Origin of the sequence: Bradyrhizobium sp. Rc2d (genome assembly GCF_900099855.1) — a bacterium.
In the GTDB taxonomy this organism is placed as follows: Bacteria; Pseudomonadota; Alphaproteobacteria; order Rhizobiales; family Xanthobacteraceae; genus Bradyrhizobium.
This window is the reverse complement of sequence record NZ_FNCU01000003.1, coordinates 223,802-238,335: the sequence shown is the minus strand read 5'-3', so window position 1 is coordinate 238,335 and position 14,534 is coordinate 223,802. Positions and strand designations below refer to the sequence as shown.

Sequence of the window (14,534 nt, the reverse complement as noted above, 5' to 3'; positions counted from 1 at the left end):
CCGCGCGGTTGGGCCTCTCTGCCGAGCAGTAGGTCGCGCAAGCTCTACCAGCATACTTGAGACCGCCCCGACTCCGAGGAACTTATTTCGGCTCTTCACTGCGTACAAACTATGTTGGCCGCACTCGATTGCCCGAATCCGACCTCAAGCCCAGTCTGCCGCTGTGAAGTTCCATCGACTGCATACCCCGCCTGTCAAGAGCGCGATGCATTAACACTACGCGACAGACCGGCAGCCGCGGAGCCTGCCTGTTGCGCGAGATCGAGAGCACATTGGTCCAGAGCGGTAGAAGTCGAAGGGCTCTTTTGGGTCGCGATTGACGGATCTGCTATGGGCCCGCCAGGACCGAGGGACCGCTCTTGGCCGCTGAATCGGCCGTCACTCTGGTTTTCCGCCTCGCTCCCGGCCAGGTCAAGCTCCATGCCGCTTCGCCTGACCGCAAGCAAATTGTCGAAAGAGCTCGGAGGCATCGCAAGGGACGTGAGCCCGAGATTGCAGCACGTCGGCCTCAAAACGTTTTTATTAGTGGCGGCTTTGATATTTCGCCTATTGAAGCTTTCGAAACGATGAGCAACGTGCTCACCCGATCAAGCTCCACAAACGATTGTTTGTCTTAACGATCTGATCTCCAGCTTTCGCGAGTAACTTGTTCAAATACGGTCGGCTGGTGAAAGACGTTTAATGATGATCGACCAGCGGCTCATTGCATTTTCTACGACTCGTCAGCTTGTCGAAAGCTAATACTTGCATAGTGGAGGGCGGAAACTGCCTCCATTGGCACGATTGAATTGACATAGGAGAACCCGATGCGCGTTACGAGTTCTAGCGCCGCTGGGCACGTTGATGCTGACCTGCATGCGGCTGGCGGCAAAAACGGCGGCAAAAAAGAATCTCACAAGCCTGGCGAGCGCGACGATCATGCCCGATCGCCTGATGCAAACATTCCCGTAAACGGCGGCGCGTCCACTCCGGGCGGCAACTCGCAAGAAGCCGCTATGCAGCAAGCGTTCAGCGTCGCCCTGGGAGCCGTTGCTCTCCAATTTGCGAATAGTGCAATGAGCCATTTCGACGACGTCATGGCCGAGACAGAGGAGGATTCCTGACGCCGCATGTTGCGACGTTAGGAAATAGGAGCCGCAGGTCGCGGCGCAATTCGAGCACACAGGAGAATAGTATGACTAAAAATGTTGGTGCGTCTCATACCTCGACTGCAGGTGGGGCAGCCGGCACCGCTACTGCTGCAGCCGCTTCCACGGCTGCTGAAGCTGCTGGAGAGGCGGCATTCCAACGGCAAATCGCCGCTCTGACTTTGACCAGCACAAAAGCTGCTGAGAGGGATGTGGAACTTCGCGTCGTCTCGACCGAGCTCTCGACCGTCAAGAAAGCGGCCGATGAGCGGGTGCAGTAAGGGATGAGATGGGGCGACGTCGCCGCCCCACTTTCCCCGGCTGCTTAGTCTGTGAAGTCGCAACGGGCCGTACGGTTTTGCCGTACGGTTCCGTTCGCTGTTCAGGAAACCGACCGTGAATGAACCAAATTGCCCGCATTTCGAAGTGTTGTCGGGCTGTTACTCCGGGCTGACAAGTAAACTTGGGGGCGGATCGTGTCTGATTGGCAGCAGCCTCGATGCTGACTTAATCTTCGTCGAACAAGGCCTCGAACCGCACCATCTTCGTGTCACCCCCCATTCCAATTCAATCGAGATCGAGGCCCTTGCGAGGGACGTTAGGATCGAGGGGCACGAGACTGTTTTACCGAACGAGTCCATTGTTGTCCCTCTTCCTGTCGTTTTGCATGCCGGGGCGATGTCCATTCGCTGGACGATCGAGGACTACAAACAAGCTGGCTCCATCGATCGCCGGCGTATATCGCTCGCGTTTCTCGCTTTGGTCCTGATCAGCTCTGCCGCGGCTGGCGCAGTCTCATTCAATTTTGTCCAGACCGACACCACTGTGGCGTCAAGTCCGTCGTCCCCTGCTACGGACATTGCACCCAAGCTGGCGCTCAGCGCTCCTGATGCTCTGGCCACCGATGCAGCTGCCGAGCGGCTGCAAGAGGAAATTGACAGAGCGGGCCTTGTCGGCATCAAGGTCGGCTCTGGGGCGGGAGTTGTCACCGCCGACGGCACCGTGACGCCCGCCTCGCTCGCCACATGGCGAGACGTCCAGCAGCGGTTTGATCACAATAGCAATGGCGCTTATACGCTCGTCAATGCGGTGGCTATCAAGAATGAGAAGACGCCTCCCGCAATTGGGGTCCAAGCTGTTTGGCGCGGGAGCGACCCCTATATTGTCATTGCTGGTCAAAAGTATTTCGTCGGCGCGCTCTTGAGCAATGGATGGACCGTCTACGGGATTGAGGAAGGGCGTGTTCTGCTGAGCCGGGATGGCCGGCTTGCCACTCTATCCTATTAGCGTTTTAGGCCGTAGGTAAGGAAGCAAAGTGCCATGACTAGGCTGCCCCCGAATCCCGTCGAGCCCGGCACCTCTTTTCAGGAGCCAAACGTTGATCATCATGCATCTGCCATCACGCCGGTCAATTCTCGAGCCAAGTCCATCGGGATTGACCGGACGCGTGGCAATGATGACAAGAGCCACACCTCGATTTCTCGTCATAGTGACGTGCTGGATCGCTTGGACGCCACGATCGAGAGCGCGCTCGAACTCAGTTCGATCGATGCAGTTTCGCGCATCAATTTCGACGAGGCGCGCGCCCCGCCAGGTCAGATCGAGCCAGGCTCGGAACTCGCTTGGCTTAATGAGCCCAATCTCGCGCACAGTCTGCTCTCCTTCGTGACGCCGCGCTTACGTCATTCGCATGTTCTGCGTCCTGAGCAACACGGCCTTCTTCTGGAGCGTTTGGCTGATACGCTATCAGCCGCGCCAGAGGATTTGGTGCCACGTGAAGGGGCCGCCCTTCTGCAACTGGAACTGCAACGTTTAATCCTGCTCCGGCAGAGTCACAACGGCTTGATCAAAGGCTAGCGATGGTCGGGCCAGACAAAGTGCAACACTTCACATCTACACAGCCGCCAATCGTTTCCGAAGCCGGCGCTGTCGACCTGATCTCCGGGCCGGAGCGAGATTTGCTCTGCGTGCTTTCTTATGTCTACCTTGCGTGCGGACAGAGCGCCAAGAGCCTGGCTCTGTTACGGCTGGTCGCTCACGAACAGTCTCAAGACATCGGCCTGCTCCGCATCCTGGCCTACGCTCTCATCTCGGAGCGTCGCGGTGACGAAGCACTGTCGGTATTGGACAGGCTGGACAAACTGGATGACGAGCCGTCTTCGGCTCCGCCCTTGATGCTGATGCGCAGCCACGCCCTGCGTCACGCTGGCCGCATCACCGAAGCGCAAGCCGTCTTCAAACGCTATGTTTTGTTGCGGGGCAGCACAGCTGCAATCAAACAACAATAAGGCTTCTCATGGCCAACCTTCTACGAAATCTCATCACGCGCGCGCCGGCTCACCCGGATTTGATGGTCGCGTTGATGCTTCTTCTGGCGATCGGAATGATGATCATGCCGATCCCGATCGTCGTGATCGACATGCTGATCGGCTTCAATCTGGGATTTGCCATATTGCTGTTGATGGTAGCCCTGTATCTCAACACGCCGCTCGACTTTTCGTCCCTGCCGGGCGTCATCCTGATCTCCACCGTCTTTCGTCTCGCTCTTACCGTTGCAACGACGCGACTGATCCTAGCCGAGGGCGATGCCGGCAGCATCATCCATACGTTCGGCGATTTCGTCATATCCGGCAACATCGCCGTCGGCATTGTCATATTCCTGATCGTGACCATGGTGCAGTTCATGGTTCTCGCCAAGGGCGCCGAACGGGTGGCGGAGGTATCGGCGCGCTTCACGCTCGATGCGCTGCCGGGCAAGCAGATGGCTATCGACGCGGAGCTGCGCAACGGCCATATCGATCAGCACGAAGCCCGCAGCCGGCGCGGCGCGCTGGAGCGAGAAAGCCAACTGCACGGCGCGATGGACGGCGCCATGAAATTCGTGAAGGGCGATGCCATAGCCGGACTAATAGTCATCTGCATCAACATGCTGGGTGGCATCACGATCGGATCGCTCTCCAAGGGCATGTCCCTCGAGGAGGCGATGCATCAATACACCATCCTGACGATCGGTGATGCGCTCATTTCGCAAATTCCGGCCCTGCTGCTGTCAATTACAGCCGCAACCATTGTCACTCGTGTCAACGGTCCTTCCAGACTCAATCTCGGCGCCGATATCGTCAACCAACTTACGGCCAGCACACAAGCGCTACGCTTGGCCTCCTGTGTCTTGCTTGTGATGGGATTCGTTCCTGGCTTCCCTTTGCCCCCCTTTGTCATACTGGCCGCGCTGTTCTCCGCCGCCAGCTTTCTCAAGGTTGGCGTGCAAGAGGGCAAGACCGCTCCCAAGACCAGCGCCGGTCCCACCGGTTCGGCTCCCGCTTCCGCACAAGGTCAGAAGCAAACCGTGCCCGCGGAGGCACTCCCGATTACGCTGTTGCTGGCGCCGAGCCTGATGCAGGCAATCGACGTAGGGGAACTCGAGCAGTGCGTCGCACGGGTTTCGGCGCTGGTTTCAGCTGATCTTGGCATCACAATTCCACGCATTCCCGCCCAAAGCGCACAGCACCTGGCCCAATCGCAATTCCGGGTGGATGTCGAAGGAGTGCCGGTGGAAGAGGGCGCCATTGACCCGACACAACTCTTACTTAACGACGACGTAGCGAACATTGAATTGAGCGGGATCCCCTTTTGGCAGGACCCAGACACGAATCGGATCTGGATCGAACAAGGCCATGCGCCTGCTCTCAAAGCTGCCGGAATAGGGCACCACCGTACGAGCGAAATCATCGCCTTGCGCGTCCAGTCGACGTTGACACGCTATGCACAGCGCCTGGTGGGCATTCAGGAAACGCGTCAGTTGCTTAGCCGGATGGAGCAGGAATATGCCGATCTGGTGAAGGAGGTGCTGCGCACGACACCGATCCCTCGCATCGCGGATGTCCTACGTCGCTTGCTGGACGAGGGCATCCCGATCCGGAACACCCGTTTGGTTCTGGAGGCGCTTGCAGAATGGAGCGAACGGGAGCAAAATGCCGTACTGCTCACCGAATATGTGCGCTCCGGTCTGAAGCGGCAGATCTGTCACCGCTATGCCAACGCCCATCGTGTTGTGGCGGCCTTTATCGTCGAGCGTGAGACCGAGGATATCGTGCGAGGTGCGGTGCGCGAGACCGCTGTCGGTCCCTACCTCGTTTTGGAGGATCGGCAAAGCGAGATGCTACTTTCACAATTTCGCCAGATCCATTCGAGCATCGCGCGCAGTCAGAACCAGCCAGTTATCCTGGGCTCGATGGATATCCGGCGCTTCGTCCGCGGCTTTCTCACCCGCAATGGAATAGACCTACCTGTTCTCTCGTATCAGGATCTCGCCTCGGATTTCACCGTCCAGCCGATTGGCTCCGTCAAACTTGCGCCTGGCAAGGACAAGACTCCTACAGGCGGGCATCGTGACCTCCTCCCTGCGGCTGGCTGACGAGCACAGGTGTGTGGTCGTGAGGTCGCTTATGAATTCATGTAAGATTAATGTTCTGCGGCGCTGGCGTAACTTTCGTCGCCATTCGTGCTCGGCCTTTCTCCCCATGCTTGTCATCGTGCTGCTCGCGGGTTGCGCTAACTCGCACAAGTCGGGTCTTTCACAGCAGCCGGCGTCTACGGCAGAGCTGGTTGGGGCCAACGAGGTCGATCCAGCTATGCGCGAGCGCATCTCTCACGCCCTCGGTCAGGATGCTGACGAGAAGGCTTTGCGCGATGCGCTGAAGCAACGACCGGATAATGTCGATGCAGCGATTCCTCTTGCGCGGGGCCTGCTGATGCGTGAAAGCCCTGATGAGGCGCTTGAGGTGCTCGACAACATCTTGCTTGCAGCACCCGGCGACCTACGCGCACTGAATGCCAAAGGTGTTGTGCTCGATCACGAGGGCCGCCATCACGAGGCGCAAACGCTATACCGCCAAGCTCTGGCAATTGACCCAGCAAATCCGATGTTGAGCAACAATCTCAAGCTGTCGCTCGCCCTTGAAGGGACGACGCAGAACGGCAATCCGGGCCCACAACTGCAAGCGGATGGCCGGCACGCACCGTACCGTTAGACGTAGCCAACGAACAAGAGCGGATCGCAGTTGCTCGGTGCCTCTCTGTCAGCTTACCGAGAGCTAGCCGATTATCAGCCGCCGTGGAGGCTCAAGAGTTAAATTCCCGGCGAAGCGACAGTTCGTACAATGAAACCGGCATGTATAACCAGATCAGTAACTCAACCACACGCCAAATGTATCCGCGACCGACCCACGAACAATGGCTCGCACTGAACTGGTAGTCAAACGTTTCCGGGACATAGTCTCTACTAAGAATTCGGCGCCATCGAATTCTTCCTCCGGTCGATCTTGGATGGCAACCCCGCCGTACTCGCTCGTTTCCGAGCCGCCAGCGGTTGATATCTCAAAGTGTTCCGTCGAGCGCGATAAGTTTCCTGGACGAGATGACAGCATCTCGACGATAGATCTCAGGGTCACTCATCCGCTGGCCAACAACCCAGGCGATATCCTCCTGGAACGACAGCTCCGGCTCGATGGCGACGAACCACTCGTCCTCTCTACACATTCAATCGCCCAGCGAAAGCTCGCGCAGCAGCGTTGGGTTTTGCTGAGGTAAGTAACTCGATGATCGCGCCTGGATTCCGCCAAGCGGGGCGACAAGTGGAACAAGAACAAAGATGCCAAATGCGCGAGCAGGCAGCTTATATCTTTGCCGCAGCTGAAGACAGTAGCGCCAACGCCGACATGATTTCACCAGGGCTGGCTTGCGCAACCGGATCATCTGGCCACCGTTCTCCCTCGTGAACCTTACTTATTGTTCGATCGTAGATCTGCGAAGCGCCCGCTGCCGTCAACGAAAACATGCGGCCGAGGAACTAAAGTATCTCTCGAGCTCCGCGATCGCGCGTTCCTCCCACTCTGCAGCTTGCGCTAGTAGTGAGTCCCGTTGGATTGGCCGAAATGCGGCGGACTGACGGCACAACGAAGCTATCGCGCGATAGCGGCGCACGTTTTCCATAACGGCCGGTCCGGTCATGTGTGGATCTCCTCCCCTGCTATCCCGGGCAAGAACTTGCTCGAAAACCGTTTTCGATCCGTTAGCGATCGGAGTGGAAGGCGTGAATGGTTGGCAGAATCTTGCCGGCATGAGAGGCCCGATAATGAACGTCTTCCACAAGGAGCACATCCACATAAAAGCCGGCTCGGCAGTGCTCCATCCGGGCGCTTCTGCACCCCGTTGTCTCAGTTTATTGGTTGGATAGCGGAATGTAGAAATAGCTAACGGAACGAGGCACGTCTCGGCTTGCAATCTCAATCAGATGACTGCGATCTGGCCTGTCTTTCGAATCCTCAAGAGTAATGGGCAATCCGTTTATTCGTGATTTGAAGGACGAAGAGGGCCGGTGCTTTGTCGGCATCCCCTTGCCTCCATAAACAGCAAACGGCACACAACTGTGACTTCCTCCGTCTCATCGAAGCTAGCGAGACTGAGCAGTTTTTACCTCGCCGGTCGACAACCGAAGTGCTGCTTAGTGACAAATCCTCTTAATCTCGCAACCCTAGGCGATCTACGAGGTCGTGTAGGTAATCGCATAACCTTCCGTGGCTCGGTTTACTTGATTTAGCGATGCGCTTGCGCGGCGGAAGTGCACAGGGATTCGCCGAGAATTAAGGGGAATCGAAGAAGGCCAGAGATACTCATCGATGCTCATCTCAAATAGTATCGCCGCAAGTGCCGAAAAGTAAAAGGCTATGGGAACGAGGCTAACGGCCGGGATCTCGCAGACTAACCACCCCTTGGTGCACATCCGATTGGGGCCCGGGCCTCCCATCCGATGCCACGTGTGAGTGCCGCAGTCCTACCCCTCAACAGGCGGCGTCGTGGATTTGCTGAAACTATGGTGCCTTTCAGCATGGCGGCCCCGCCGGAGTCAGGTGAGGCCGTGTTGGACGGGCGACTAGCAATGACGAGTGTCCCTGGTTTTGCGGTCGTGTGTATCATGAAAGGCTACTGCGCCATTCAAGGGGAGGCGTCAGCCAGCCGAAAGGCCTTTGGGCATCAGCCTACCAAAACAAGGAGACGACGGCATCCTTTGTTTGTTTGTAGCATATGCTGTGCGAGCGTACGGCTGACAACAGATGACAACAATGTTGCGCCGCAGCGCTTGCACCGTACGCGATTAGGGGCACTCGGATGATCACGCCGTTTCGACGGAACTGGAGTCCAAAAGAATTATTCGATGCTCTTACGCCAGCGATGTTCGCCGCAGAGCCGTCGGCTGTCCGTGCACGTTGGGACAAATTGTGGCCTGATCTGTACACGGAATATGACGCCCGTTATCTGAAACAAGAATTAGTGGCGCGAAATCTTATTGCTTCCGATGAAGCCGCGGCATTCTTCAACGCTTGGGCGATTGACGAAGAGCGCCACACCGACGGATTCATCCGAATCATTGAACTTGTGGCTGACGGATCGGAAAAGGATCTTCGGGCGAGATTGGAGGCCCGAACGCATGATTTTGGTCCGATCGTTGAACACCTGAAGGACGAATTCTCCCTAATGGTTATAATCGCGTTTGATGAGATGTGCACTTGCCGCGCCTATGCAGCAGAAAAGCCATTTTATGACGCCCTTGGGAACAACACGTTCCATCATTGGCTGCGGGAGGTTATTGCCGACGAGGCGGTCCACTCGATGAACGCCGTCAACGTTATCCGCGCACGCTATCGCGACCGCATCGACCAAGCCGCCACAATTCTCGATAACCTAATCCGTGCGGCCGATAATCTACGTTATTCAGGCACCTTCGTCCTCGACTACTTCGGCGCAGTGTACTCCAAGGAGCTGCTCGCCGACTCCCGCCTCGCGACCATGAGAAATATTGCCAAGCCACTCATCGTGTAGAGCAAGATCTGTAACAGCGAGCCTGCCGAGAGTTGCACGGCCGTCATATCGCCGCTCAATCCACCTTTTAGTTTCCATTCTATCAGTAACGCCAAGTTGTCCTGACGCGTTGTGCGCAATGTCGTGTTCACGACATGTCGTCCGGCCTTTGCTCTGCTGTTTTGCCAAACGACGTGCGGGTCCCCGCTTTGTCGGATTTGTCCGCCACAAACGTGGATCAGTATGGAACGAAAGGCGATGCCATGAAGAACCGGATTTCGGTCACCGCCAAGGCGGGAGGTACCGCCGCTAAAGCCTCCGACTCGACGAGGCGCACCGCGCCGGCGGTCAAGCACGGAACGGATGATAGCACTGACTTATACCTTCCTGAAGAGGGTAGCGTCTTTCCCGACACGATCAGATCAGATCGACCAGCTAGCTTCACGCTTCAGAACGGTTTGGAGGTGGTCGTGATCCCGGATCATCGCACACCCGTTGTGACTCAGATGATCTGGTATAAGGTCGGTTCCGCCGACGAGCCGCCTGGCAAATCGGGGCTTGCGCATTTCCTCGAACACCTGATGTTCAAGGGCACCTCCAAATATCCGGCGAATGAATTCTCCAAGGCCGTGCTCCGTGCCGGCGGCAATCAGAACGCCTTCACCGGATTCGACTACACCAGCTACTTCCAGAACGTGCCGCGCGAGCACCTCGGCAAGATGATGGAATTTGAATCCGACCGCATGACCGGTCTCATTCTCAAAGATGAGAGCGTGCTGTCCGAGCGCGACGTCGTGCTGGAGGAATTCAATAAGAGCGTCGCTAACCGTCCAGGTGAACGGCTCGCTGAGCAGATGATGGCGGCGCTTTACCTCAACCACCCCTACGGTCGCCCCATTATCGGGTGGCGCCAGGAAATCGAAAAGCTTACCCGAGAGGACGCGCTTACCTTCTACAAGCGCTTCTATGCACCGAACAACGCGATCCTGATTGTCGCTGGAGACGTCGCCCCCAAGGAAGTCCGCTCGATGGTGGAGAAGACGTTTGGCGCCATCCCCACGCAACCAACGATTCCCCTGGAACGCCTGCGGCCGCAGGAGCCGACGCCGGCGGCGCCGCGCACAGTGACGTTGGCCGATTCCCGCGTCGAGCAGCCAGCCCTGCACCGCTATTATCTCGTACCGTCGGCTCGCACCGCAGCCGCCGGCGAGGGTCCAGTGCTTGGCGTGCTACGGCAGTTGATGGGCGGCGGCGTCAACTCATATCTCTATCGCTCGCTGGTGGTCGAAAAGCAGCTCGCGGTCGCTGCCAGAGCGAGCTACCACTCTGCCGCGCTCGATCCCTCGCAATTCGCGATCTCTGCCATACCAAAACCTGGCGTCAAACTCAGCCAGATCGAGCGCTCCATCGACGAGGTAATCGCCGACATTACGCGTAATGCCGCGAGCACCGAAGATCTCGATCGGGTCAAGACGCGGCTGATCGCGCAGATAACCTACGCCCAGGACAATCAGGAAATGCTCGCGCGCTGGTATGGCCGCGGCCTGACAACGGGACTATGCATCGACGATATTCGCGGCTGGCCGGATGGCATCCGCTCGGTCAGTGCACAGCAGGTGCACGAGGCCGTGCGGAAATGGCTCGACAAAAAACGATCGGTGACCGGCTATCTCATCAAAGAGTCTACGCCAAACCACGGGGAGACGCTCTAGTGATCTATCCTTGCACACGACGTGGGATCCTCCTCGGGGGGGCCTCGCTCCCAATCGCGATGCTCGCTTCGCCAAATTCGCTTGCGGCCACGAGGACGCTTGCGCGGACCGGGATCAAGCGCCTGGTTTCGTCTTGCGGCATAGAAGCCTGGTTCGTGCAGGATTCCACTGTCCCGTTGATCGCGATGGAATTTGCCTTCACCGGCGGCGCGACTCAGGACCCACCTCAAAAACCTGGCGTAGGCCACATGGTTGCTGGCCTGCTCAAGGAAGGTTCCGGCGACCTTGACTTCAAGACCTTTCATGAGCGGCTCGACCGTCGTGCCATCGAGCTGGGTTTTCGCTCGACCCATGATCACTTCCGCGGTGCCTTGCGCACGCTCGAGGACAACGCGGACGAGGCCTTCGAACTTTTACGGATGGCGCTAACCTCGCCGCGTTTCGACGCGGCCGATATCGAACGGATCCGTGCCACTGTGCTTGCGCGCCTTCGGCACAACTCGACCGATCCTTCGTCTCTGGCCCATCGCAAGTTCCTCGAAGTCGCCTTTAGCGATCATCCTTATGCTCGCCCAGCCGGAGGCTCGCTGGAAAGCGTGCCGAAGATCGAGGTCGCGGATCTCAAGGGCTATGTCCGACGCGTGATCGCAAAAGACACGCTCAAGATCGCGGTGGTCGGCGACGTTGATCCAGGGGTCCTCTGCAAACTGCTCGACAAGTCCTTTGGCAGCCTGCCGACCAAAGCGGAAGTGACGCCGGTTCCCGAAGTCGTCGTAGCAAAGCCGCCGCAGCGGGTCTTTATTCCGCTCGACGTGCCGCAGACAGCTGTGACTTTTGGCGGTCCAGCCGTCCGTCGCAGCGAGCCCGATTTCATGGCCGCCTATGTCGTCAACCACATTCTCGGCGGTGCCGGCCTGACGTCGCGCCTGTTCCGCGAAATCCGCGAGAAGCGCGGACTGGCCTATTCGGTCCGTGAGAACCTGGTCTGGTTGGATCATTCAGCCATGTTTCTCGGCAATAGCGGCACCTACGCCGATCGTGCCGGCGAAACGGTCGAAGAAATCGAGAAGCAGGTCCGCCACATCGCCGAGGAAGGACCGACTCAGCAGGAACTCGATGATGCAAAGTCCTACCTGAAGGGCTCGCAAGTACTGGCTCTCAACACATCATCAAAGCTTGCGCGAACGCTGTTGCAGCATCAGCTAGACAAGCTGCCCATCGACTATTTCGAAAAGCACAACGCCGTGGTCGATGGGGTGACGTTGGAGGACGCCAAGAGAGCAGCGCAGCGGCTGTGGGGCGCGGGTCTGCTCACAATTATCGTCGGCCGCTCCCCAAAGGATGCAGCGCAGCCGACCACCATGCCATCGGGGACCACACCCCCGCCAGGCGCCGAGCAGCTAGGCGCCGCCCCGACGGCGCCACCGAATTGACTTTCTAGCAGCCCCAGGCGCTTAGCAAGCGCCTCCCTGTCGCGCGCAGAGTGCGTCTAGCCAGCTCGCGGAGATATTCGATCATCGGGCAGTTACCACGCGGCCGCTCGAGTGCCGCTTTTGCTCAATCGCTTTGCCAAACAAGGCGGTAGTCCGGCTTGAAGTCTTCAGGTAGCGAATTGCAAAAATAGAGCTATCACCAAGAAAAACGGCCTCAGAGGGCGATACGCTGAGGCAGAGCTTCCACTGTGGTCGTGCCATTGGGGGAATGGCACAGACGTGGAAATAACCGCTTACCAAATGGCTTGTTCTTAATTCTTTTCATTTCCGGCCTGACCAGCAATCGCAGGATCGGAGCTCTTCGCGGCGGAAGGGGATCGCTACTTTCGGCGGCCTTCGGCGGCAGCAATGAGGTCGACACTTCCTGTTTTCCACGCCTGCCTCGATTGTTGCAGTAAGTATCCGCCTTAGTCGCTTTCAGTTGTGTTCGAGTTGCGTTACCCTGGTCGGCTGGCGTTCGTACCGTGGCGCCAGCGGGATCGATGCCCCCTAGAGCGCAGCTCTAGGGGATGCCTAACAAGCTTCGGTGGTTGTCCCATAAAGGATATGAAGGTGAGCATGATGTAGCTTTACGCCGAGGCCGAGTATGCAGACCAATTATCTAAAGCGCGACCGACCAGAAGAAACGAGAACTAGACGCGCACCTCGCACCCCATTTCAGTCGGGCTTGCCTAGCAAATCGAAAGAGTGGTCAGAGTGGGCGCTTTAAAACGGTAACGTACACCGTCTGCCGCACCCAAGGAAGCGGCCCAGCGAGAGCGCACAGGCGCCAGACCATCGTTCATTCCCTGCAGATTCTTCTCGACCTGCACCACGTCGCCTCATCGGCGAACTCTGTGCCCAAGACAAAGATCGTCCCGGTCGCTCGACGCCGACTTCTTTTGACGGAGCGTCCTCGATATCGCTTCGCCACCGCCGCCGGACGGCGCGCCCCGCTCACCCTTCGATCTTGTTCTCCATGACACGATAGTCTCGCCTCGGCGCGAACAGATGCATGCTTGCTATTTGCGTCAGCATCAGCGCTCGCATATCTCGATATTCTTCAGCAGAGTGAGAGTTCGGTCGTTCAGGGTCATCTCTCAGTAATTGAGCAGCCACTTCGCTGTCTGCCGAAAAGACGACGATCTGATCCGGCAGACCTTTGATGATCTGCCAAACCATAGTCGGACCGCGTAGCACCGCCTCGATTGCGCTTCCACCGAGCTCGCAATCTGACGCTACGTAAGATTCGCTCGCTTCATGCCAATCTAGATAGCGGCAGCAATAGATGACCTATGGCAATCGCCGATCACCACAGGCAGACCGTTGGTTCTTGGCGGCGCGCATTCCAGCCGCCCACAAACCTCACGTAGATCACCAGTACAAGTGATTTACTCCCCATTCTCGGCCTGCATCGTCGTTGCGATCCAAGGACGTCACTCGCTTGATGTTGAAAACATTCATCGGTTGCAGAGCTCTCGCATCGAAGATTCATTGCCCCTTCTTTCTGCCATGTTCGCACCCAAAGCAGAGACGCGCCGGTTGCGCACTTTGCGCGCGGCAATAGCGAGTGTCTCAGGAGATTTCCATGGTGAAGCCAGTTGTAATTGTGGTCGGTGCGGACAAGGGAGGAGTCGGCAAGACGACCGTATCACGAACGCTACTGGACTACTTCAGCGTCAACAATGTGCAAACACGCGCATTCGACACGGAATCGCCGAGGGGAACGCTGAAGCGCTTTTATCCCGAGATCACTGAGATCGTTGACATGACGACGACGGCGGATCAGATGAAGATCTTCGATACCCTGAACTCAGGGCTGTCCGTCACTGTCATCGATGCTCGCGCAGGCTTACTGTCCTCTGCGCTGGCTTCCTTGCGCGACATCGGATTTCTGGACTCGGCGCGGTCTGGCCAGATTACGTTTGCCGTGTTCCATATCCTGGGATCATCCATCGCTTCGCTAGACGAGATCGCGGAAACCGCGACCTTCATGAGCGGCGCAAAGTACTACCTGGTCAAGAACTTCATCAACGACACTCAATTCTTCCAGTGGGATCAAGCGACATACAATTCCTATTTTCACCGCATCAAACATGCGACTGAGTTGGTCATACCGAAGCTTAACGAGATGGCCTATGAGCAGGTGGAAGTCGCATCCGTCCCATTCATAGACTTCGTCGCAAACAAGGCTCGCAACGATGAGCCCGCGAACAACTCCTTCGTGCTGCGCGGCTATGTCCGGCACTGGCTGGCAAATGTCTGGAGCGAATTTGATCGCATCAACTTGACGGAACTGGCCGGCGCCAAGTCCGCCACCCGGGCCGGCGAGAAGTAGTCGCATATTCGGCGAGCTCAGGTCGGGC

General features: G+C 57.6%; 14 protein-coding genes. 12 read left to right on the top strand and 2 right to left on the bottom strand.

Annotation, left to right across the window (positions count from 1 at the left end; all coding sequences use genetic code 11):
- The first annotated feature begins 806 nt into the window (after window positions 1-806).
- The 8 genes from BLV07_RS45975 to BLV07_RS50280 all read left to right on the top strand — a co-directional run bounded on the left by BLV07_RS45975 (window position 807) and on the right by BLV07_RS50280 (window position 6,716).
- Complete coding sequence (locus BLV07_RS45975) at window positions 807-1,103, top strand: hypothetical protein (protein WP_130212201.1); 297 nt, start codon at window positions 807-809, stop codon at window positions 1,101-1,103.
- 71 nt (window positions 1,104-1,174) lie between these two features.
- Window positions 1,175-1,408, top strand: coding sequence for a nodulation protein NopA (locus BLV07_RS07260; RefSeq protein WP_084674877.1), 234 nt, complete (start codon window positions 1,175-1,177; stop codon window positions 1,406-1,408).
- Between the two features lie 115 nt (window positions 1,409-1,523).
- A complete protein-coding gene (locus BLV07_RS07255) occupies window positions 1,524-2,414 on the top strand; it encodes a SctD/MshK family protein (protein WP_091881780.1) in 891 nt (296 codons plus the stop codon).
- A 33-nt stretch (window positions 2,415-2,447) separates the two neighbouring features.
- Complete coding sequence (locus tag BLV07_RS07250) at window positions 2,448-2,984, top strand: hypothetical protein (protein ID WP_091881776.1); 537 nt, start codon at window positions 2,448-2,450, stop codon at window positions 2,982-2,984.
- A 2-nt stretch (window positions 2,985-2,986) separates the two neighbouring features.
- Complete coding sequence (sctY, locus tag BLV07_RS07245; protein ID WP_091881773.1) at window positions 2,987-3,415, top strand: type III secretion apparatus assembly chaperone SctY; 429 nt, start codon at window positions 2,987-2,989, stop codon at window positions 3,413-3,415.
- An 8-nt stretch (window positions 3,416-3,423) separates the two neighbouring features.
- Window positions 3,424-5,541 (top strand): type III secretion system export apparatus subunit SctV, encoded by a 2,118-nt coding sequence (sctV, locus tag BLV07_RS07240; RefSeq protein ID WP_091881770.1) that lies wholly within the window; start codon window positions 3,424-3,426, stop codon window positions 5,539-5,541.
- 106 nt (window positions 5,542-5,647) lie between these two features.
- On the top strand, window positions 5,648-6,157 hold the full coding sequence (locus BLV07_RS07235) for a tetratricopeptide repeat protein (protein ID WP_091881767.1): 510 nt from the start codon (window positions 5,648-5,650) through the stop codon (window positions 6,155-6,157).
- A 202-nt stretch (window positions 6,158-6,359) separates the two neighbouring features.
- A complete protein-coding gene (locus BLV07_RS50280) occupies window positions 6,360-6,716 on the top strand; it encodes a hypothetical protein (RefSeq protein ID WP_502689892.1) in 357 nt (118 codons plus the stop codon).
- A 234-nt stretch (window positions 6,717-6,950) separates the two neighbouring features.
- Here BLV07_RS50280 and BLV07_RS48645 read toward each other — a convergent pair whose 3' ends face one another.
- Entirely contained in the window at window positions 6,951-7,136 is a 186-nt protein-coding gene (locus BLV07_RS48645) for a hypothetical protein (RefSeq protein ID WP_091881765.1), read from the bottom strand.
- 1,158 nt (window positions 7,137-8,294) lie between these two features.
- Between BLV07_RS48645 and BLV07_RS07220 the strand changes: the two genes are divergently transcribed.
- From BLV07_RS07220 to BLV07_RS47385, 3 genes are all read left to right on the top strand, one after another.
- Window positions 8,295-9,005, top strand: a complete 711-nt coding sequence (locus BLV07_RS07220; RefSeq protein WP_244550996.1) for a hypothetical protein — start codon at window positions 8,295-8,297, stop codon at window positions 9,003-9,005.
- A gap of 242 nt (window positions 9,006-9,247) precedes the next feature.
- Window positions 9,248-10,696 (top strand): M16 family metallopeptidase, encoded by a 1,449-nt coding sequence (locus tag BLV07_RS07215; RefSeq protein WP_349524420.1) that lies wholly within the window; start codon window positions 9,248-9,250, stop codon window positions 10,694-10,696.
- Window positions 10,697-10,755: 59 nt separating this feature from the next.
- Complete coding sequence (locus BLV07_RS47385; RefSeq protein ID WP_176945399.1) at window positions 10,756-12,129, top strand: M16 family metallopeptidase; 1,374 nt, start codon at window positions 10,756-10,758, stop codon at window positions 12,127-12,129.
- Window positions 12,130-13,125: 996 nt separating this feature from the next.
- Here the strand turns inward: BLV07_RS47385 and BLV07_RS07200 are convergent.
- Window positions 13,126-13,350, bottom strand: a complete 225-nt coding sequence (locus tag BLV07_RS07200) for a hypothetical protein (RefSeq protein WP_091881762.1) — start codon at window positions 13,348-13,350, stop codon at window positions 13,126-13,128.
- A 406-nt stretch (window positions 13,351-13,756) separates the two neighbouring features.
- On the opposite strand from BLV07_RS07200, the gene BLV07_RS07195 reads away from it, so the two are divergent.
- On the top strand, window positions 13,757-14,506 hold the full coding sequence (locus BLV07_RS07195) for a P-loop NTPase family protein (protein WP_091881759.1): 750 nt from the start codon (window positions 13,757-13,759) through the stop codon (window positions 14,504-14,506).
- Window positions 14,507-14,534 lie beyond the last annotated feature (28 nt).

Coding starts and splice junctions, on each gene's coding strand:
- BLV07_RS45975 (WP_130212201.1), top strand. CDS start 807: ATGCGCGTTACGAGTTCTAGCGCCGCTGGGCACGTTGATGCTGACCTG.
- BLV07_RS07260 (WP_084674877.1), top strand. CDS start 1,175: ATGACTAAAAATGTTGGTGCGTCTCATACCTCGACTGCAGGTGGGGCA.
- BLV07_RS07250 (WP_091881776.1), top strand. CDS start 2,448: ATGACTAGGCTGCCCCCGAATCCCGTCGAGCCCGGCACCTCTTTTCAG.
- sctY (WP_091881773.1), top strand. CDS start 2,987: ATGGTCGGGCCAGACAAAGTGCAACACTTCACATCTACACAGCCGCCA.
- sctV (WP_091881770.1), top strand. CDS start 3,424: ATGGCCAACCTTCTACGAAATCTCATCACGCGCGCGCCGGCTCACCCG.
- BLV07_RS07235 (WP_091881767.1), top strand. CDS start 5,648: ATGCTTGTCATCGTGCTGCTCGCGGGTTGCGCTAACTCGCACAAGTCG.
- BLV07_RS50280 (WP_502689892.1), top strand. CDS start 6,360: ATGGCTCGCACTGAACTGGTAGTCAAACGTTTCCGGGACATAGTCTCT.
- BLV07_RS48645 (WP_091881765.1), bottom strand. CDS start 7,136: ATGACCGGACCGGCCGTTATGGAAAACGTGCGCCGCTATCGCGCGATA.
- BLV07_RS07220 (WP_244550996.1), top strand. CDS start 8,295: ATGATCACGCCGTTTCGACGGAACTGGAGTCCAAAAGAATTATTCGAT.
- BLV07_RS07215 (WP_349524420.1), top strand. CDS start 9,248: ATGAAGAACCGGATTTCGGTCACCGCCAAGGCGGGAGGTACCGCCGCT.
- BLV07_RS47385 (WP_176945399.1), top strand. CDS start 10,756: ATGCTCGCTTCGCCAAATTCGCTTGCGGCCACGAGGACGCTTGCGCGG.
- BLV07_RS07200 (WP_091881762.1), bottom strand. CDS start 13,350: ATGGTTTGGCAGATCATCAAAGGTCTGCCGGATCAGATCGTCGTCTTT.
- BLV07_RS07195 (WP_091881759.1), top strand. CDS start 13,757: ATGGTGAAGCCAGTTGTAATTGTGGTCGGTGCGGACAAGGGAGGAGTC.